The sequence below is a fragment of the Ruminococcus sp. D54t1_190329_F1 genome (genome assembly GCF_015551645.1).
Classification (GTDB): Bacteria; Bacillota; Clostridia; order Lachnospirales; family Lachnospiraceae; genus Blautia_A; species Blautia_A faecis.
On the sequence record NZ_JADNDC010000016.1, the window covers coordinates 77,454 to 97,945 of the forward strand.

The 20,492-nt window shown below is 44.5% G+C and carries 18 protein-coding genes and 1 tRNA gene; 7 read left to right on the top strand and 12 right to left on the bottom strand.

Annotation, left to right across the window (positions count from 1 at the left end):
* Positions 1-150: 150 nt before the first annotated feature.
* Both I2D69_RS09270 and I2D69_RS09275 read right to left on the bottom strand, forming a co-directional pair.
* On the bottom strand, positions 151-876 hold the full coding sequence (locus I2D69_RS09270) for a hypothetical protein (RefSeq protein ID WP_195379801.1): 726 nt from the start codon (positions 874-876) through the stop codon (positions 151-153).
* Positions 877-1,170: 294 nt separating this feature from the next.
* The gene (locus I2D69_RS09275; RefSeq protein WP_118581369.1) at positions 1,171-1,911 is read right to left on the bottom strand and encodes a DUF3825 domain-containing protein; all 741 of its coding nucleotides are present in this window, start codon (positions 1,909-1,911) and stop codon (positions 1,171-1,173) included.
* Positions 1,912-2,211: 300 nt separating this feature from the next.
* Here I2D69_RS09275 and I2D69_RS09280 point away from each other — a divergent pair, with 300 nt between their 5' ends.
* From I2D69_RS09280 to rfbD, 4 genes are all read left to right on the top strand, one after another.
* Positions 2,212-3,408 carry a methyltransferase domain-containing protein gene (locus tag I2D69_RS09280; protein WP_177969034.1) on the top strand — a complete coding sequence of 399 codons (1,197 nt, stop codon included), beginning with the start codon at positions 2,212-2,214 and terminating at the stop codon, positions 3,406-3,408.
* A 195-nt stretch (positions 3,409-3,603) separates the two neighbouring features.
* Positions 3,604-4,500: a glucose-1-phosphate thymidylyltransferase RfbA gene (gene rfbA, locus I2D69_RS09285; protein WP_118581363.1), complete on the top strand. Its 897-nt coding sequence runs from the start codon at positions 3,604-3,606 to the stop codon at positions 4,498-4,500.
* A gap of 27 nt (positions 4,501-4,527) precedes the next feature.
* On the top strand, positions 4,528-5,547 hold the full coding sequence (gene rfbB / locus I2D69_RS09290) for a dTDP-glucose 4,6-dehydratase (RefSeq protein ID WP_021926781.1): 1,020 nt from the start codon (positions 4,528-4,530) through the stop codon (positions 5,545-5,547).
* 14 nt (positions 5,548-5,561) lie between these two features.
* Positions 5,562-6,503 carry a dTDP-4-dehydrorhamnose reductase gene (gene rfbD / locus I2D69_RS09295; protein WP_173718598.1) on the top strand — a complete coding sequence of 314 codons (942 nt, stop codon included), beginning with the start codon at positions 5,562-5,564 and terminating at the stop codon, positions 6,501-6,503.
* A 147-nt stretch (positions 6,504-6,650) separates the two neighbouring features.
* Here the strand turns inward: rfbD and I2D69_RS09300 are convergent, their stop codons facing one another.
* The 4 genes from I2D69_RS09300 to I2D69_RS21000 are packed head-to-tail and all read right to left on the bottom strand — an operon-like array spanning position 6,651 to position 10,570.
* Complete coding sequence (locus I2D69_RS09300; RefSeq protein ID WP_195379802.1) at positions 6,651-7,628, bottom strand: DUF4203 domain-containing protein; 978 nt, start codon at positions 7,626-7,628, stop codon at positions 6,651-6,653.
* A 21-nt stretch (positions 7,629-7,649) separates the two neighbouring features.
* Positions 7,650-8,894 carry a transglutaminase domain-containing protein gene (locus tag I2D69_RS09305; protein WP_173718600.1) on the bottom strand — a complete coding sequence of 415 codons (1,245 nt, stop codon included), beginning with the start codon at positions 8,892-8,894 and terminating at the stop codon, positions 7,650-7,652.
* A 9-nt stretch (positions 8,895-8,903) separates the two neighbouring features.
* Entirely contained in the window at positions 8,904-10,415 is a 1,512-nt protein-coding gene (locus I2D69_RS09310) for an AAA family ATPase (protein WP_173718601.1), read from the bottom strand.
* The gene (locus I2D69_RS21000) at positions 10,412-10,570 is read right to left on the bottom strand and encodes a DUF6783 domain-containing protein (RefSeq protein WP_308768409.1); all 159 of its coding nucleotides are present in this window, start codon (positions 10,568-10,570) and stop codon (positions 10,412-10,414) included. The genes I2D69_RS09310 and I2D69_RS21000 overlap by 4 nt, the downstream gene beginning before the upstream one ends.
* On the opposite strand from I2D69_RS21000, the gene I2D69_RS21005 reads away from it, so the two are divergent.
* On the top strand, positions 10,502-10,708 hold the full coding sequence (locus I2D69_RS21005; protein WP_308768481.1) for a DUF6783 domain-containing protein: 207 nt from the start codon (positions 10,502-10,504) through the stop codon (positions 10,706-10,708). The genes I2D69_RS21000 and I2D69_RS21005 overlap by 69 nt on opposite strands.
* On the opposite strand, the gene I2D69_RS09315 is transcribed toward I2D69_RS21005, so the two are convergent.
* Together I2D69_RS09315 and I2D69_RS09320 are read right to left on the bottom strand one after the other, a co-directional pair.
* Positions 10,668-12,128, bottom strand: coding sequence for a VWA-like domain-containing protein (locus tag I2D69_RS09315; RefSeq protein ID WP_173718602.1), 1,461 nt, complete (start codon positions 12,126-12,128; stop codon positions 10,668-10,670). The two genes, I2D69_RS21005 and I2D69_RS09315, sit on opposite strands and share 41 nt — an antisense overlap.
* Positions 12,125-13,012 carry a leucine-rich repeat protein gene (locus I2D69_RS09320; protein WP_173718603.1) on the bottom strand — a complete coding sequence of 296 codons (888 nt, stop codon included), beginning with the start codon at positions 13,010-13,012 and terminating at the stop codon, positions 12,125-12,127. Before I2D69_RS09320 ends, I2D69_RS09315 begins: the two co-directional genes overlap by 4 nt.
* Positions 13,013-13,142: 130 nt before the next feature.
* Here I2D69_RS09320 and pduL point away from each other — a divergent pair, with 130 nt between their 5' ends.
* Positions 13,143-13,781 carry a phosphate propanoyltransferase gene (gene pduL, locus I2D69_RS09325; protein ID WP_173718604.1) on the top strand — a complete coding sequence of 213 codons (639 nt, stop codon included), beginning with the start codon at positions 13,143-13,145 and terminating at the stop codon, positions 13,779-13,781.
* 226 nt (positions 13,782-14,007) lie between these two features.
* Here the strand turns inward: pduL and I2D69_RS20460 are convergent, their stop codons facing one another.
* Positions 14,008-16,212 carry an NlpC/P60 family protein gene (locus I2D69_RS20460; protein ID WP_264294296.1) on the bottom strand — a complete coding sequence of 735 codons (2,205 nt, stop codon included), beginning with the start codon at positions 16,210-16,212 and terminating at the stop codon, positions 14,008-14,010.
* A gap of 344 nt (positions 16,213-16,556) precedes the next feature.
* Complete coding sequence (locus tag I2D69_RS09335; protein ID WP_118581340.1) at positions 16,557-17,153, bottom strand: zinc dependent phospholipase C family protein; 597 nt, start codon at positions 17,151-17,153, stop codon at positions 16,557-16,559.
* A gap of 411 nt (positions 17,154-17,564) precedes the next feature.
* Here I2D69_RS09335 and I2D69_RS09340 point away from each other — a divergent pair, with 411 nt between their 5' ends.
* Positions 17,565-18,998 (top strand): polysaccharide deacetylase family protein, encoded by a 1,434-nt coding sequence (locus I2D69_RS09340; RefSeq protein ID WP_173769527.1) that lies wholly within the window; start codon positions 17,565-17,567, stop codon positions 18,996-18,998.
* Between the two features lie 203 nt (positions 18,999-19,201).
* Here I2D69_RS09340 and I2D69_RS09345 read toward each other — a convergent pair whose 3' ends face one another.
* Both I2D69_RS09345 and I2D69_RS09350 read right to left on the bottom strand, forming a co-directional pair.
* Positions 19,202-20,128: an SH3 domain-containing protein gene (locus I2D69_RS09345; RefSeq protein WP_227199258.1), complete on the bottom strand. Its 927-nt coding sequence runs from the start codon at positions 20,126-20,128 to the stop codon at positions 19,202-19,204.
* 52 nt (positions 20,129-20,180) lie between these two features.
* Positions 20,181-20,252, bottom strand: a tRNA-Arg gene (locus tag I2D69_RS09350).
* Positions 20,253-20,492 lie beyond the last annotated feature (240 nt).

The window sequence follows — 20,492 nt, forward strand, 5'->3', positions numbered from 1 at the left end:
TGATTGCCATGGGGCTATACGGAGTTCTCTCTTTTATTGAAAAACATTATCTGAAAAAGCTTTAATGTGAAATGTGCCCAGGAAATCCGGCACATTTTTACAGAAAAAGGAAGGGGGACGCGGCACCTTTCACACGTCTCCCTTCATTATTTACGATAATTCTTCTGCCAGTTTCGTCAGCCATTTCACTGCATTCTCTACATTCTCTGAATTAGCGAGAACTCCGATCTTAACAGGCTCATAGGTCACCTCAAGTTCCTCTTCCAGTTCATCAGAATCAATGGTAATGCTGTATTTGTCATCCTGCTCCCCAAAGGCCTGATAGACATCCTCTGGCAAAAGCTCTGTCAGATCCATAAAATACTCATCTTTGAACTCAAAACCGTCCATATAATCTTCGGAACCAACAAGCACATCTACTGCCCTGGCAGATACTTTGGTGGTAAAGGCCATCTGGCTGTAGGATTCCAATGCAACTCCGTCTTCACCGGTACGCAGGCTTTCGTCTACTGTGACGATTTCATATGGATCATCCTGGATTCCCAGCACTTCCTGTACCTTTTCTTCGGCTTCCTCCTGCTTCGTTCCGTAGGAGTCAATTACCATAACCGTAAGAGCTGTATGGATCTTGGAATTTTCGTAAAGATCTTTTACAAAAAAGGCTATGGCGATCACCGCCACAATGGCTGCCATCTGTGGCTTATAATAGGACCAGATATACTGAAGCTTTCCCTTCCAGCCCATACTGGCAAGCTTCATTTTCTCAAGTTCACGCTTCTCTTTCTTAGTCAGATCAGTCTCGTGTTTGTAACGGATGTCGTTCTCGTCAATTTTCTGCGGTTCTTCCTGATTTTCGTCTTTTAATTCGATTCTCATACATTCTCCTGTGTTCTGTAAAAAAATCCAAGGTCTGATTCCTGCCTCTCTGATCGATCCAGGACTTGCTGTCTTATGTAGGCCTTACCTCTGATTTTCTTTCTGTGATAGTTTTATATTGTAACACGTTTTATATGTTTTGAACAGATTTTCCGAAAGAAAGTCACAGTTCTTTCACACTCTTTATCCCTGTTCACAGTCTGCCCCATAACTGCAAGGCGCTGCAAAAAACTGCTGCTTTCCGATTGCTGTTCCAAGATCATCTTTGAAGGTATTTCATTTTCTCTAACTTCTTCACGCCCTCAGCCAGCTCCCGTCCAGCCTTGCAAGCAGTCTGGCATTGTGATAGGCCATCCGGAGAGTCAGACAGGTTCGTCCCAGATATTTGGTTCCGTCCGGAGTTTTCATACAGGCCAGTGCCAGATCGGGAATTCCCGGGTTCTGAAGGCAGATTGGGATTAAAAGCTGAATGGAATGGTTATAATACTGAGGAATGGCAGCCTTGTAGTCTGACTCCAGTATCCGTCTGGTCTGCTGTAAGGCTCCATCAAAAAGCTGTACCCGCATACCGCTCTCCCTCACTGCAGAAGGAAGCCGCTGCACATTTTCTTCATCATCAAAAATATGCTCATACTGAGGCACCACCGGCAGCTTGGTGTCAAACACCAGATCGGAAGGATTTTCCACATAGGCAGCCCTGGGCGGCAGATCCGTGATTTTTATTTTCAAAAGTGAGTAGTCTGTATAAAATCCTTCCAGATACCATTTCTGTCTGTCCGGTACTACATTTGGAACAAAATAAGCATAAATCGGCTGATAATACTGATTAAAGAGTCCTGTATGAAAAAGGGCATATTCTTTCTCTTCCCGTACTTTTCCTTCCTCATACAGTCTGCGGAATGTATTTTCCAGATAGCCTTTCAGGATCCCGTTATCCCCGGACTGTCCAAAGCTCCACTTTTCAGGGGATATCCTGGCCAGGTTCTGGATCTGCCGGTTATAATTACCGCAGTAGGTAAAATCGAATAGGTTCATGTTAACCTCCTGTCCTTTTTTCTTCTCTTCCTTACATTTTATTGTGGAAAAAGACTGACAGAACTGCCAGTTTTAAGATTCATCTTCGGCCCCGCTGACCTTGATTAAAGGGTAGCACACAGATAAAGAAAGCACAAGAAAAAGCGTTCGCCTCTTTGCGACAGGATCTGTCAGTAATATTCCGCGAGCTGTTCTTTTATAAGTGTAACAAACCATAACCTGCCTCAAACTTTCCATTGCGCCCCAGATAAATTTTCCCTATAATAAAATATAACATTTGGCAATCCAGGAGGTGTTTTTTTGAAAAAAGACGGCTACTACTCTTCCGGTCAGTTTGCCCGGATGGCTGGAGTAACACTGCGGACCATCCGCTATTATGACCAGCACGATATTCTGAAACCTTCTCTTGTATCCGAATCCGGCGCAAGATTTTATACTGACACTGACTTTGCAAGGCTGCAGCAGATCCTGCTGCTGAAATATCTTGGATTTTCCCTGGAGGATATCCGGGAGATGACTATCGAAGACCCGGACAGCCATTTTATGCTCAATGCCCTGAATGTACAGCTGAAGCTTGTACAGGACCGGATTGAACAGATGCAGCTTGTGGAAAAAACACTGAAAGATACTGCCCAGGCCATTTCTGAGGAGCATACCGTGGACTGGAGCCGTATGCTGGACCTGATCCATCTGACTGTTATGGAAAAAAGTCTGAAAAATCAGTACCAGAATGCTTCCAACATTTCTTCCAGGATCAACCTGCACAGTCTTTATTCTGTAAACCAGGAAGGCTGGTTTCCCTGGATCTGCCAGCAGTGCCAGATTCATGAGGGAATGAATATTCTGGAGCTTGGATGCGGTGACGGAGCTCTCTGGACCCAGAACTTATCAAAACTGCCAGCGAACATACACATTACCCTTTCTGATATTTCCGAGGGTATGCTCCGTGACGCCAGGCGCGCCATTGGCGGAGAAGATCCCCGTTTTTCTTTCAAAGCTTTTGACTGTCACAGCATTCCTCCAAGGATTGGCACCTTTGATCTGGTCATTGCCAATCATGTACTTTTTTACTGTGACGACATTGGAAAGGTGTGCAAAAATGTAACAAAAATCCTGAAGCCGGGCGGACGTTTTCTGTGCAGCACCTACGGTTCCAGACATATGCGGGAGGTCAGCCTTCTGGTCCAGTCCTTCGATGAAAGGATTGCCCTCTCCGCGGATAAACTGTACGAACGCTTTGGAAGGGAAAACGGGACGGATATCCTTTCCCCTTATTTTCAGAAGATTACCTGGAAATCCTATGAAGACGAACTGATCGTTACCGATGCGGAGCCTTTAATTTCCTATATTCTCTCCTGCCACGGCAATCAGAACCAGTATCTGCCAGACCGTTACAAGGATTTTCGCGCCCTTGTTAAGAAAAAAACAGAAAATGGGTTCCATATCACCAAGGATGCAGGGGTATTTCTTTGTGAAAAAGTAACAAACTTGAAATAATTGTAAAAAAGGTCTTGAAGGTAACGTAAGGTCACCTTTTATAATGTAGTTACAGACTCAGGTCAGGGCAAACAAATGCTGCCCAAAATCCGGCAGCATTCATGAACGACTACGAAATCATGCACCTGACAGCATAAATCAGATATTGTTCATAATAGGAACAATATAGCAAATCCAACAAAGGAGAACGAAATTATGAAGGGAATTATTTTAGCCGGTGGATCCGGTACCAGACTTTACCCATTGACTATGGTCACATCCAAGCAGCTGCTTCCAATTTATGATAAACCAATGATCTACTATCCAATGTCCGTTCTTATGAACGCAGGGATCCGTGATATCCTGATCATTTCCACTCCACAGGATACCCCACGTTTCAAGGAGCTTCTTGGTGACGGTCATCAGTTCGGCGTATCTCTTACTTACGCTGTACAGCCAAGCCCGGACGGACTTGCACAGGCATTTATCATCGGCGAAGAGTTCATTGGAAATGACACGGTTGCCATGGTTCTTGGAGACAACATTTTCGCAGGACACGGTCTTAAGAAGCGTCTGAAAGCCGCTGTTGAGAATGCAAGCTCAGGAAAAGGTGCTACTGTATTCGGCTACTATGTAGACGACCCGGAACGATTCGGTATCGTTGAATTCGACCAGGAAGGCAAAGCCATTTCCATCGAAGAAAAGCCAGAGCATCCGAAGAGCAACTATTGTGTAACAGGTCTTTACTTCTATGACAACAAAGTTGTTGAATATGCAAAGAACCTGAAACCAAGCGCCCGCGGTGAGCTGGAGATCACAGACCTGAACCGTATTTATCTGGAAAAAGGTCAGTTAAATGTAGAGCTTCTCGGCCAGGGCTTCACATGGCTTGACACAGGTACACATGAGAGTCTTGTAGACGCAACTAATTTTGTAAAAACAGTAGAAACCCATCAGCACCGTAAGATTGCATGCCTTGAGGAAATTGCTTACTTAAACGGCTGGATTTCCAGAGAAGAAGTTATGGAAGTTTACAACGTGCTGAAGAAGAATCAGTATGGTCAGTATCTGAAGGACGTACTGGATGGCAAATATATGGACGTACTTCACTAATTATAAAAATCAAAGGAGAATTATATCATGAATATTATCGTTACCGGCGGTGCCGGATTTATCGGAAGCAACTTTATTTTCCACATGTTAAAAAAGTACCCGGACTACCGCATCATCTGTCTGGACTGCCTTACCTATGCAGGTAATCTTTCTACTCTGGCACCGGTTATGGATAACCCGAATTTCCGTTTTGTAAAAGAGAGCATCACAGACCGTGAAGCAGTTTACAAGCTTTTTGAGGAAGAACATCCGGACATGGTTGTAAACTTCGCGGCTGAGAGCCACGTTGACCGTTCCATCGAAAACCCTGAAGTTTTCCTGAACACAAACATCATTGGTACTGCTGTTCTTATGGATGCCTGCCGCAAATACGGAATTAAACGTTACCATCAGGTTTCCACTGACGAGGTTTACGGTGATCTGCCACTTGACAGACCGGACCTGTTCTTCACAGAGGAGACTCCGATCCACACAAGCAGCCCATACAGCTCTTCCAAGGCTTCTGCTGACCTTCTGGTACTTGCTTACCACAGAACCTATGGACTTCCTGTATCCATCAGCCGCTGCTCTAACAACTACGGCCCATATCATTTCCCTGAAAAACTGATTCCGCTTATGATCGCCAACGCATTAAATGACAAACCGCTTCCTGTTTATGGAAAAGGTGAGAATGTTCGTGACTGGCTGTATGTTGAGGATCACTGCCGCGCCATCGACCTGATCATCCACAAAGGACGTGTTGGTGAGGTTTACAATGTAGGCGGACACAACGAAATGAAAAACATCGACATCGTTAAGATCATCTGCAAAGAGCTTGGAAAACCAGAGAGCCTGATCACATACGTAACAGACCGTAAGGGTCATGACATGCGTTATGCGATCGACCCAACCAAGATCCACAACGAACTGGGCTGGCTGCCAGAAACCAAATTTGCAGACGGTATCAAGAAGACCATCCAGTGGTATCTTGACAACAAGGAATGGTGGGAGACCATTATTTCCGGAGAGTATCAGAATTACTACGAAAAAATGTACGGCAACCGCTAAGGAGGGCTGTTTTTATGAAACTGTTTGTAACAGGTGTGGCCGGTCAGCTTGGTCATGATGTAATGAACGAACTTAACAAACGCGGATACGAAGGGGTAGGCTCTGACCTTGCCCCGGAGTATAGCGGAATTCAGGATAGTACTGCTGTCACCACAATGCCTTATATTTCTGTAGACATTACAGATGCTTCCGCTGTGGAAAAAGCCATTACAGAAGCAGGCGTGGACGGCGTGGTACACTGTGCAGCCTGGACAGCTGTAGATGCAGCTGAAGATGAGGACAAACAGGAAATCGTCCGCAAAGTAAATGTTCTTGGTACTGAAAATATTGCAAAAGTCTGCAAAAAGCTGGGCATCAAAATGATGTATCTTTCCACAGACTATGTATTCGACGGTCAGGGCACCACTCCATGGGAGCCAGACTGTAAAGCCTACAAGCCTCTGAATGTTTACGGTCAGACGAAACTTGACGGAGAGCTTGCAGTTTATAACAATGTTGACAAATTTTTTATTATCCGTATTGCATGGGTATTTGGTAAAAATGGCAAGAACTTTATCAAAACCATGTTAAACGTTGCCAAAACGCATGATACCTTAAAGGTTGTCAACGACCAGATCGGTACTCCAACCTACACCTATGACCTTGCCCGCCTGATGATCGACATGATTCTCACTGACAAATACGGTTACTATCACGCAACCAATGAGGGTGGTTATATCAGCTGGTATGATTTCACTAAGGAAATCTTCCGTCAGGCTGTTGAGCTTGGACATACCGAGTATGCCGAGGATAAAGTAACAGTTCTTCCTGTTACCACCGCTGAATACGGAGTTTCCAAAGCAGCACGCCCATTTAACAGCCGTCTGAACAAAAAGAAGCTGGTAGAAAATGGATTCACCCCTCTTCCAACCTGGCAGGATGCTCTGGCAAGATATTTAAAGGAAATCGAATTCTAATTCACAAAACAAAGCGCAGTCAATTTCAAAATCAATTGACTGCGTTTTCTTTATAAGTCAAAATCCTGAAGCATTATTGACTCCAGGATTTCATAGTTTTTATTTACTTTCTTCTTTCCTCTCTGATGTCCCCAAAATAGATTTCATCTATCTGTTCTTCTGATAAGGGCTGGCACTGTTTTTCCGCTTGTTTTTACTTTTCTGTCTTTTCTGCGGCTTTCTCTTGTTCTCGCCATAATAATCTTCCAGATATTCCTCAATCACATCGTCCTCGTCCACACCATACTCATCCAGAATCTCATCAATCTCCTCATCATCCGCATCAGACAGGTCATCATCTAAATCCTCTTCATACTCTTCCGGATACTTTCTGTACTGCTCCCTGGAAGGATTCTTTTTATCATCACGCTCTTTTTTCCCTCTGCGCTTTGTCTCGTTTTCATCTTCCTCCTGATCAGCTTCTTCCCGTTTCTGTCGTCTTTCTGGTACTTTCCCCTGATCCTCATCTTCCTCGTCATCGTAATCATCGTCATATTTCGGCTTATTAATGGCAAACTGGATCAACATTCCCACAAGGGCGAACCCAATGGAAAAAATAATTCCAAAAGGAATTTCCTCCATTTTTGCCAGCTTGGCAGCAGAAAAGCCACTTAAGATACCACCCAGAATACTGGTTCCCACAATGATCACTTCTCTTTCATAGCGAAGCGCCAGCATTCCGAGACCTACTCCCGCCAGAAGACAGATGAAAAAGCTGAAAGAAGTAGTCGGATGGATAATATATACAGTAATCGTCAGCCCAATTCCTGCTCCCATAATAAAAATACCGGCCTTAAACACTGCAAAAGAAAGAATGGCAAGTACCAGTCCTACCCCGATCATTCCCACTGCATAATACATCTTTTCCCCGAATCCGATCTGATGAATGGCAAATAATCCGATTCCTGCTCCAATGAGAAATCCAAAGATCATCATCCAGAATCTTAAAAGACGGTATCCGAGTACACAGTTCATAATTCCGAACACAAGCACTACTCCAAATAACGCCATGGACAAAGTACCCGCGATCTGCATATCCCGAACTCTGTATGCAATATTCATAATATTTTTTAAAATATCAACCATATCTGTTTATACCTCTTCCTTTTAAAACATATAATAGATAGTTTTCATGTTTTCCAAAATTCCATAATGATACTCTACCTGACTCATTCCATATATAGTCATATAATATCTTGCAGCCTCCTGAATGGCATCTCCATTGATCCAGTCTGCTCTGGCCTGTTCAAAAGCTTCCTGTGATGAGAATTTAAACCTCACTACTGCAGCCCCGTTATTCAGCCTCATCTGACAGTATGCCAGAATTTCCTGATAGTCATAACTGTCAAAGCAGCCCTGGTTCAGCACATAAAAATTCATATCTGTTGCAGAACACGCCGGAACCGTAAATTCATCAGAGGGTGTATATGTCATCTCATACTCCTCCGGGAATGGACACAAATAATCATATAGGATTGTCTTATGTTCTGCAAGCTGGACTGCATCGCCCTCCAGAAATTCCGGCTGGTCACCGTTGGTCGCATCAAAATAGTAATCATTTCCATTTAAAGTAATAATGTTCCAGGCATGTCCCTCTGTACTTCCGGCAGTACTGCCTTCCACGTAAATACAGGGCACTCCAAGATATTCCAGCAGATACTGAGCAGCCCCTGCATATCCGGCACACACTGCCTGCCTCCTCCAAAAGATTCCTGCCATGCTCTGGTCGTCCTCAGATTCCTGATATTCGGCAGTATCGATCAGATAAGTATAAACTGCTTTCGCCTTTTCATAATCATCCGCCTCCTCTGAGACCAATGCACTTACCTCCTGACAGGCATTGTCAGCAGCTGCCTGTATCTCCTGGATTTCCTCATCCGTATAACTGTAACCAGGAGAAAACATACAATAATTGGCATTTGAGAAGGTTGTTTTATATACCTGCTTCCGGTTATGCACCCAGAACAGCTCCGGATGATCCATAAGCACCGCATGGTAAACCTTATTTACAGTGTCATCCTCATAGATCGTAAGGTAAAATTCTTTCTCTTTTGCCCGGATTCCTTCTATTATTTCCCGATAGCCCCGCTGTTCTTCTTCATTCAGCTGACTAAAATAGTATTCCTGGCGCAGTCCCTGTGTGTCGGTATCTGCCACCTCCTGCTTCCGCAGTTCCTGGACTTCTTTCGGCTCTCCGGAAAAAATCTCCGGAGCGTTATCCAGAATTCCCTCTCCCACCTTTACAAACAAATCGTCCGGCTCATACTGCTGCTGATAAACATAGACTCCCAGGGAAATTGCCACTGCAAACAGAAGAATAAAAATAAATTTCCATGGTTTTCTTTTTCTCATTCAGCCTCCTTACCCAAGCTGCCGGATCCGTTCCAGAATATCTCTGGTGTTTTCCCGGAATAAAAGTTCCTTATTGTAGCGGTAATATCTTTCACAGGAATATTCCTGAAGAAAAGCCACTGCAGGACTGCTGGTATTCAGTTCTGTAATAAATACCACAAGTTCCTGTCCACCCGCAAAAGCACTCTCCATAAAATCAAAAGCATATTCAAGCTGCTTCGCCGCCTTGTCAAAACCATTGTCATATTCTTCTTTTTCCGCATTAAACCAGCCTCTGAGAAGGGAAAAAGCAGACTGGCCATCCTGTACATTCTCTTTCTTCAGATCCATCACATATTTTTCCAGGGTATCCAGAACCTGCTGGTCATGATGGAGGTCCTCCCTGGACAAAAGCCCTGCTTTCTTCTTTGCCAATGAGTCTGACTGGAAGCGGTTCTTTACATCCTCCAGATAAACCAACGGCTGCTCCTTCTGCGCTCCCATAAGAGGCTCTTTCGCCTCTTTTAAAATATCAAAAATGCTGACAAGCTTTTCTTCCTCTTCCTTCACCTTTCCAAAGGCTTTGTTCAGTCTGGAAAGAAGAAGTCCGGTGACACTCAGCTTTTCATCAAAGGAAGCATGTGCCGCCTTTTTTACCAGAATATCATCAATATGGCCGCTTAAAACCTCATCGATCTGATAATCCGTACGGTACTTGTAGAAAAGTTCCAAATAGCTGGCGAAATCTCTTGCAATCTGCGGATGCTGGATATACTGGACTACCACGTCCTTATCCACGGTTTTCTCCAGTTTTTCATATACCCGTATCAGTCTGGACAGATCCTCCCATCCTCTTGGAGTAGCAAAATTTTTGCCATCTACTGTGCTCTCCATCTTATAAAAATTAGCCGGTCTTGTATTCAGATAGGAAATCACTGCAGGGTGAACGCCTTTTGCGTAAGCATACTCTCTCCATGCGTCAAAATCCGGCTCCACCTGGATTTTCTTCACACGGTCCATGGTCACCACATCAAATTCACGGACCGATTTATTGTACTCCGGCGGATTCCCGGCAGCTACGATCAGCCAGCCTTCCGGGATCTTGTGGCTTCCAAAGGTTTTACACTGAAGAAACTGCAGCATGGCAGGTGCCAGTGTCTCGGAAACACAATTGATCTCATCAATAAACAAAATCCCCTCTCGAAGGCCGGATTCCTGGATTTTCTCATAGATGGATGCTACGATCTCGCTCATGGTATATTCTGTAACTGCCATCTCTTTTCCGTCAAAATTCTTTCTGGAAATAAAAGGAAGTCCAATTGCACTCTGTCTGGTATGGTGGGTAATGGTGTAAGAAACCAGTCCCACCTTACATTCCCGGGAAATCTGCTCCATGATCTGTGTCTTGCCGATTCCAGGGGCGCCAATAAGAAAAACAGGGCGCTGGGCCATAACCGGTATCTCATACTCCCCGTATTCATTTTTCAAAAGGTAAGCTTCTATTGTATTGCGTATTTCTTCCTTCGCTCGCTTGATGTTCATAATATTATATTCTCCTCGTCTTTACAGATTGGCTGTACTATTCTAGAGCATGTTTGAAAAAGGCTTTCTGCAAGATGTGCGTCACAATTTGTGGGAGATTTTGTCCGGATGAGGGCGCCGTAGCGGGCTACGGCAACCGAATTCGGGCAAAATATACCGCAAAGTGGGGCGTGCAGATTGCGGGAATGATTTTTCAAACAGGCTCTAATCTACATATCCTGCTTTACATGAGATCTGACACAGAAAGACTTTTTAAACAGACTCCAGATCCTCTTCATCAAGGATCAGCCTGATCGCCCATGGCGGCACATCAATGTCCTGATAATCCTCCTTCATAAATACAAAAGCTGTCTCATACGGAGGCATTTTTGCCGGATAAATTCCATAACCATCTGTAAAATAAATCAGTCCCCGAAGTTTTGTAAACTTCTTCGCTCTCATAAGCTGTTCCACATAGGCAAAAGCAGGGCGAAAATCTGTGCCGCCCCCTCCTTTCACTGTGAAATGGGACATATATTCCTTCAACTGCATGGCATTTTCAATCACCACATCAGACTGGATTTTCTCGTCACACTGAAGAATGTGTACGTGAATCCGCCTGAAAAAGCTCTCAGATTCACTGAGCACACTGTAGGTTTCCTCCAGAAACTTCCGGACAAGCTCTCCTTTACAGGACATGGAAGTGTCAATAACGATCACAAAATCTTCCACCTTCCGCTCTTCTTTCGTTTCTAAGGGCTCGATCAGCGGCATATTGCCATACAGATTCATTCCATAATTGTAAAATATATAATCGAAAGTGTCCATATCAACTTTCATTTCTTCTTTCAAAACAGAAAATTTCCGCAGAAATTCTTTATAATCATAGCGATTTTGATTCTGGGCACGCAGCTGGTCTACCAGAGTTTCTCCGCCTTCTCCCGCTTCTTTTGAAAAAGTTTCCATCTCTGTCTGCATGCGGTTGCGGATGTCGTCCCAGTTCTTTTTCCGCTGGGACATCTGAGGACTGTTTGGATGGTTTTCATACCACTTACCATGGTCATCCTGAGTAAACTCACGGCGCAGCTCCTGCATTTTATTTTCCGGCAAATGAAGAGTCTGAAGCCTTCGGTAAATTCTCTGAGCCGTCATTACCTTTCCCTCTTCCAGTATCAGCTTCAACGCCTGCCTCTTCACCATAGATGCCGGCTGATGCACACATTTCAGATAAAGCCCGTCAATGATATTTTCCACTGTAATGTCACATGCAAGATTCCAGTACTGGACATCCACAGCAGGATTTCCTTCTTCATCCTTCTCTGGAAAACAGTGGAGAAAAATGCAGTGTAAAAGGCTGTGAAGATAGATTCGATTCACCTTTTCCTGGCTTCTCCTGAACTGTTCCATCAGTTCTTCCGGCTGATAGTACAGGACAGTTCCATCCGTTCCAACAGGATGAACGCCCATATCTCCCTGAAAGAAAAGTGCTGACAATGCGCAGTCCATAAAGCGCATATTCAGGTACAACTGGTTTCTGGCACTGGACAAAATATCCTGGCAGATGCTTTCTGCCGCCAACGCACGATCCCAGGCGTCATGTACCGGATTTACCTTGTACAAAGTATTTTGCCCATATGTCGGACTTATCTGGTAAGCAGCTTTTCCCCCCTGCGCTTTATATAACGAATCTTCCTCATGTAATGAATTCAATTTTTTCTCTTCTGAACCACTCATAGTTCAAAACTTCTCCTTTTCGATGGAAAATGCAGTCTCTGGTACTCCATAAGCATACTTAAAATCTCCGGAGATTTCACTTTGTCTGCCAGATTTACCAGACCTGTAAACAGTTCTTTCTGCCCAGGTTCCAGGGGATACGTGTGAAGAAGCCATTCCAGCTCTTCTCCTCTTTTCTGACGGATAAAATCAGAAGCAATCTGTTCTATATGCTCCTTCAGGTACTGCTCGTACTGTATTTTCGCCTGTTCTGTCAGCCCTGTCGGCCAGTTCAGTCTGCCATATACCATTTCTCTCAGGAAATCTGATGATTCCTGGGCTCTCGCCATCTCAAAACGCTTGTCATACTCCAGAAAATGAAATACTTTTCCCTGAAAGCAGTTTCTGTAATACAGACCGCTTCCATGCACCTCAGTCATCAATATCCTGGCAGGAGTATTTTCCACACCTTCCTCATAATATTCCGGAAACCAAAGCATGGCTTCCACTTTTCCATATAAATGTACCCGCAGCTCCTCCCCAACTTCTGAAAGGATCTCTTTCAGCCCGGATTGTTCATCATTCATCAAAACTTCCATTCTTCGGATCCTGTGGCACCCTGTAAAAGCTCCACTTCCAAGATCAGTAAAATCACTGGAAAACCATAGCTCTTCCAGATTCCGACAGTTATAAAAACCGTAACGGCCTATTTTCTGAACTCCCAAGGGAATCCGTATGACCTGACAGCTTTTCCCGGAAAAAAGATATTCAGCCAGTTCTGTGACCGGTACTCCGTCGATCTGTTCCGGAATTTCCACAATCTGGGGATCCCCATCAATTTCCATTACTGCAGCATGATCTTCCTTAATATCAAAGGTAAAACCGCTGTCTGTATGTTTTTTCATTTCATACACTCCTGTATATGTGCCTGTAAAAAAAGGCTTGCTATTTTTTCTCATTAATATTAAACTTAATCTATTGCAGTGTTAAAACAGTACTGATGTTCACACTCTATATAATATCGGAGGAATTTCCATGAGCATTAAAATACCGATTGAAACCTCAGCACGGCATATTCATGTTTCCCAGGAGGATTTCCAACTCCTGTTTGGAGAGGATGCCCAGCTTCATTACATAAAGGAATTAAGCCAACCTGGACAGTATCTCTGCCAGGAACGTCTTACCGTAAAGGGGCCTAAAGGTGAGTATAAGAATATGGCCATTCTAGGTCCTTTTCGTAAAGAAACCCAGATTGAGCTTTCCCTTACAGATACCCGCAAGATCGGTCTTCCCGGTCTTATCCGCCAGTCTGGTGATACTGTCGGCTCCCCTGGCTGCACTCTCATCGGACCCAAGGGCGAACTTATCCTTGATCACGGTGTCATTGTTGCCAAACGTCACATTCACATGACTCCGGCAGATGCTGTTACTTTGAAGGTCAAAGATAATGACGAAGTTTTTGTCCTGACCAAAAGCTTCGGCCGCGCTCTTATTTATGCAGATGTGGTAGTACGTGTAGACTGGAGTTACCGCCTTGCCATGCACGTAGATACCGATGAGGCCAATGCTTTTTCCAATGAAAAAGAGCCTTATGGGGTAATCGTAAAATTCTTTGATGATAACTATAATACGGATAAATGGATTGAAGACGTATTGTCCGGTATTAACCGCTAAATGTCAGGGCATACTCTGTGACTCCATTTTATTATTGTTCACTGGTGACATTCCGCAAGGTGTTTTTTGTGAACAGAGTGAACAGTAATTCCATTTTCTTGCAGCAGCATATGCCAGTCACAGCCTCCCGGAGCCTGTCTGAAAATCAATTCTGTAATCTGTTCACTCAGTCTATACAAATGAAAAGTGCTTCCTGCCCGAATCCGGGTGTGGAAGCACTTTTGCGTCACTGAATTCCAATTGTCGCCGCCAACAGCTCCTGAAGAGAATTGGTAACCATAATTCTGGAAAAATCTACTGTCTGGGCTTTATTAACTCCCGCAGTACCTGCTGCCTCATTACTGCCAGCTTCCATCTCTGCGGCATCTCCGTATGTCACCTGACTAAATACACTTACATGCTGTCCTGCATCAAACAGTTCCTGAAGGCTGTTTGCGACATAGAGGCTTCCCGGTGAAACAGTTCCGTCTCCGGAAGCATCTATGGTAACCGTATCCATATCTCCTGTTGTAACAAGGTTCGCCTTGATCAGATCCTGAAGGTTATTGGATACGTCAATTCCTGTGATATACTGGGTATTGGCTATAGTTTTACCACTCTGTCTCATTTCCTCTACCTGCTGTGCGTTCGGATAGAAGGATGGCTGACGGATGTAACGAAAGCTTGCACTATAAGCCTCTCCTACTGTAACACCATTCTTGCTGGAAGAACAATGTACGACGATCCAGTCTCCTGCGTCAGTTTTTCCACAGATAATACCAACATGGTTGGCACTTCCTGCTTCTGGTCCTCTCTGAAAAACCAGGTCACCTGGCTGGGCATCCGCCTCACTTACCACGTTCGCTCTGCCCCACTGGTCTGAGGTACCGCTTCCTACAGCTGCGATCATAGCCTGATTCTCATAGCCATTGATCACTGCCCAGGTAACAAAACCGCTGCAGTCAAGGCCATACGCACGTAAAGTACCGGTACTCTGACTTCCCTCTGCGCTTACCTGCTGTACTGCGCCCCAGCTTGGGTCCATTCCGATCACAGTAGATTTGCCGCCCCAGAAATATCCCACCTTACCAACCAGTGAATAAGCAGCTGCAATTACGTTTACACGCTCTTCTGAAACGTCATCGCCAACACTCTGTCTTACAAAGCCCTTGGCTGCTGTAACGGTTGCACAAAGAAGCTTGCAGTCTGTTTCAAGATATTTCTTCAAAATCCCCCTCTCATCCTTGGGGATCTTATTCTCTTTAATGTAATGGTTAATATGGTAATTTCCATATGTAACTCTGTTAGAATTACTTTCGTCCTTCACAACAGGATTCATCCTGGCAAAAATAGCTGCCAGATCATCCTTACAGGAAGAATCCAGCGTAAAAGAAGTGGCACCATCAAGGCTCTTCTCATAGACATATATGGCAAGTATATCCTGCCAGTTGCGTACAAGAAGGGTATCTGCGGATGTGGTAACACCACCTTCGGAATCAGATACATCTGTCAGTTGATTGGCAGCTTTATACTCTGTCTCAATCTGCTCCATAACATCTGCAAAATCATCAGAAAATGACAGCTGATAGTTCTCCTGCAGGCTGTTCAGATAAAATTCCTTGCCTGCATGAAGATTAGATGCATAGTAGACTGGGGTTCCATTAAGTGCCTGCGTTGTGGTGCTGTCAATCTTATCTGCATCTTTATCGTCTGCTGCCCCGGACAGCTGGCTGATCGTCTTCTCCATATCGATAAGAAGCTTGTAATTAGTAACAGCAGCCTTCTCCTGGTCTGAAAAGCTGTTATAGGTCTTTCTCAGGGCTTTGACTTTTTTCTTCTTTTTCTTATCTAATTCCTGCTTGAAGGTTTTATCAATGTCTTTGATCAGGGCACTTACCTTCTGCTGGCTCTCTGCTGAAAGTCCAGGAGTCACAGTGGGGGTCACCTCAGGTGCAGCACTAGGCTCTGGTGTCACTGTGGGGGTATCGTCCGGCGTTGCACTAGGTTCTGGTGTCGCGCTTGGTTCTGGTGTCGCACTTGGTTCTGGTGTCACCTCAGGTGTATGATCTGGCGTCACACTTGGAGCCGGTGTCACTGTAGATGTATGATCTGGTGTTTCACTTGGAGCCGGTGTCTCTGTAGGTATATGATCTGGTGTAGTAGGCTCTGATGGGATCTGTGTAGGCTCAGCTGGTGTTTCTGTGGGCTCTGATGGCGTCTGTACAGACTCTGCTGGTACCTGTGCCGGCTCTGACGTTGTCTCCGGAGGTGCGGAAGGCGTCTCTGCCGATGCCTGCTCTGATGAAATCGGCTCTGCTGCCGCTTCCCGGGCAGCTGTTTCTGTTTCTGACAAGGCTGTCTCTTCTGAGGCAAAAACACTGGCCGTTCCTGTAAAGGATATCGCAGCTGCCATAGTAATACATAAACATTTTGTCAGATATTTATTTTTCATATTCAAAAGATGCTCCCTTCTATTCATGAACATCCCTTTACTCCCCTATATAAAGGTATGCATTCTTACCTTAAAGACAGTTCGCATTAAGTATTAACATGCATTATTGTAGCATACTAACCCTTCTAAATCAACTATCCTCAAAATATACAGACGTATTTTCGTGATTTTTCATTTTTTCTTCACAATTTCTGTACAGATTTAAGTGAAAGCGTTTCCCACTTGCTAAATACCGTTTTTATCGCAGCAGCGAATAATTCATTTTTTCTGCTGTACAAAAAAATACCAGTCCCGGTACTCACAGACAAGCTGCTGTGATCTCCCGGCACTGGCTCTTCCCATTATCAGCATGCAGCCGGAATCAGAATATCCTCTCTGCCAAACTGCTTCGCAGCCAGCTGCAGGATTCCATGAATAACCTGTGAACAGATTCTGAGAATATACTGAACATCCTCTGCAATATTACGCTCCTTAAGAAGATATCTTTCATGGGCATTTCCAATATACTCCACCAGTTCCCTGAAGCTTCCGAAATTCACTGGAAGAATGACCATACGATCTGCTGCCCCACTCTCTATGTAGCGCTTCAGATGGTTCTTAAGATGCTTCTCGTATTTATTATGCTCGTACAGATTCCCGGTAAAGTTCTTATTATGGGGAAAAGTAAAATAATCTGCCATATAATGCATCACTTCGCCAAACCTGCGCCAGTAAACGCGCTCCTTGCTTTCTTTGGGATCATTGTCAATAAGAGCTTTCATCTTACCCTGGATTTCCTCGAAGGTGCCGAAATATTCATGCTTCTTTGTAAGAAAAGATGGCTTGATATCCGGAAGAATGCTTCCAAGGCAGAACGCCTTTCTGTGGGACTGCAGACTCTTAGTGGCAGGCATCTGGTCTGCCAGATATCTGGCTACCAGTATATGGGATTTTTTACGCAACCGCTTCCTCTTCTTTCCTGTTCTTATCCATTGTAACAGATAAAAAACAATAAACTGTAAAAAGCTTTTGTATCTGCTTTTCAAATCATCGTTATCACAACTTAATATAGCAGAATCTCTGTCAAATTTCAAATAAACATTTTCTGATTTTCTGTGAAATATTTTCCAATATATCGTTAAATTGCACAATTATATCCTGCGTGTAAGCCGGTCTTGTTTTTTTTCGTCATATATTGTATTATTAGGTTACTGTACAGCTGAAAATCATGCAGACCCATGATTTCTGTACATTACAAAGCGTGTTGCTGGTCACGAAATGAACCGTAACATGATCCCAAAAATGAAATGCTGCCAGTGAACAGTAATGAAACACACTGGCAGCATGAAATCATTACATAAAGGAGGAATTATATGCCTGGCCATAAACCACGGACGAATAAAGGGCTGGCTATAGCTGCTGTTCTTATGTGTCTTGCATGCGGAGTTTCTTTTACCCAGTCTTCCGCTTCGCACTCACCCATTACAGATACCCAGATCCCGGACATGTTCGTAGCTGGAAATACAGATGATTCCCAGATTCAATCTGGTGGTGCGGCAGCTGAAAATACCGATGCAGAAGAGGAGAACACACCGGAGGATGTCATTCCCACCGAAACGCCTGCCGCAGATACCCCGGCACCTGATACCCTTTCAGGTTCAGACACTTCTTTCGAAGTCTCTCCGGAAGCTTCCCAGGGGGTGTGGACGCCAGTTGACAGTAACTGGTATTTCATGGTAAACGGAGAAGGTTATAAAGGCTGGCTCACAGATACAGACGGACACCGCTATTACTTCAATGACAAAGGCGTTATGCAGACCGGATGGCTTGAGCTTGATGGCAAGCGCTACTACCTCAATGCAGATGGAGTTCTTCAGACTGGTGACGTGACAATAGACGGCGAAATTTATCACTTTGGCGCTGACGGTGCACAACAGGGTGAACCGACGACGGCAGATGATAGTTCCAATCAGGATCTTGTATTCTACATGAATACTACATCAGATTCTTCGAATGCTGACAATCTCACAGCTTCTGCGACAGGTGCTTCCACACCGGCTGCAGAAGCTGATATTTCTTCTGATCGAAATGAAGATTCCAGAAAAGCTTCTTCCGAAGTCGATGATCCTTCTGAAGCCTCTTCTGCAGCATCAGAAGTCTCCCCTGTACCGGAAGCCTCCGTTACTTCGGAACCGACTGTTTCTCCGGAGCCAAAGGGGATGATTGCCCTCACCTTTGATGATGGACCCAGTGATTTTACAGACCGTCTTTTGGATTGTCTGGAAGCAAACAATGTAAAAGCTACTTTTTTCCTGGCAGGTCAGGAAGTGGAATATTTTCAGGAACCTGTAAAGCGTATGGAGGAGCTTGGATGCGAGATTGGAAACCACTCTTATGATCACCCGGATCTCACCACGCTTTCCGCCGATGATGCTGCAAGTCAGCTTTCCCGCACAGATCAGCTGATCCAGGATCTCACAGGGCACATTGCCACTGTTGTGCGCCCCCCTTATGGTTCTTACAATGACACCGTAGCAGAGACTGCAGCAAGGCCTCTGATTTTGTGGTCTGTGGATACTCTGGACTGGGAAACACAGAATGCAGATTCCACAGTACAGAATGTAATGGACAACGCCAGTGATGGACAGATTATTTTAATGCATGATATTTTCAAAGAATCTGTGGATGCTGCTGAAATTTTTATTCCGCAGCTGCTGCAGGAGGGCTATCAGCTGGTAACAGTAAGCGAGCTGGCTGCTGCAAAGGGAATTACATTGGAAAACGGAACCGCTTATGGATCGTTTTGATTTGGCGTGTCCCAAGTTCAAACGCCTTATCGTGCAAGCACGAACGGCTTTTTGACCTTTTGACACTGGTATCATAATATAGCACTACATAAAAACCAGAGTATCGTTTTCAGGAAATCATCAACTATACTCTGGTTTTATTCTATATATTTTTTCAAACACGCAAAAAAGGAACTTCCATCATGACAATTCCTCTTTTATACTTATTCAGTTTTCTCTTCCAGAAGACTGCTGTGAACATACGCCTCAGAGCCTTCATAGTCAATCTGGATCCAGTCTCCGCTCTCACCTTTCTTGACTACTTCTGTTCCAGCGGACAATCCACCAATCACTTCTGCATCACTGCTGGCTGCTGCACGGACATTACAATCCTCTGTCACTACCAGCGTAGTTCCATCGGCTGTCTCTGCAGATCCTGTGACATCCTCACCAAGACCATCAAGGAAAGCAGCAAGTGCAGGATCTGCAGTCTGTGCATCCTCATACTGCTTCTGTACCTTGGCCTTCAGCTCCTTCACGTCGTCATCCTGACGCAAAGAAACTTCATATTTCGTTATCTCGTCGCTGTCATCGTGAGCAGCGCCGTCAATCTTCCAGTTCCCGTCTGTGTCCTTTACCACATAGAACTCAGCAAGCGCAGGTACCTTTGTATCAATTCCCTGACAGATGTAGTAAAAACAGGAATATACTACATAGGAATCGTCATCAAGCCCCTTTTTCGTGTAGATATCACCAGCTTCATACCCTTCAATGTACTTGGCATTGGTAATCTTAGACTCGTCTGCCGGTGCAAGATTATCTACCAATGTACGCAATTTGGTAATATCTTTATCCCCCAGAGCTGTGTAATAGCTCTTGATCAATGAAGTAATCTCTTCATTAGCTTTTTCCATGGGATTGGCGTCTTTCTTCCCGTCAGTCTCCCCATCATTTGCCGGAGAAGAAGGAACATTTCCCTGGTCGTTGTCTGCTGTTACCTGCTCATCGGCTGTATCCTTGCTGGAATCGCCCTTCCCGCTTCCCATAAATGCACGGATACCGAAAAACAGGACAACCACGATTAACAGAATCGCTCCGCCAAGCATAAAATAGCGAAGGTTATCTGATAACCATTCTCTGAAATTATCCAAGTTCTTGTCCTCCTTAATACAACGCACCGGAACGCCCGATCGTTCCAGGCAATACACCTGAAGGGAATCGAACCCCCGCACATGGTACCGGAAACCACTGCTCTATCCACTGAGCTACAGGTGCATAAATTCGAAAGCTGCATTATCATTAGTTACTGTCTAACATTTAAACAGCAACCTCATATACAACCACTTCGACTAAAAAATTATAGCACAATATCGACTGGATGTAAAGTTTTTTCTTTTGACGGAATAGTTATGTCAGTTTTGAAAAGGGGCTGTCGGGATGATATGCTCCCTTCTAGGTAGACAAGTGAAATAATAAAAACTTGTCACTTAGGAGGGAGCATATTTTATGTCTAAA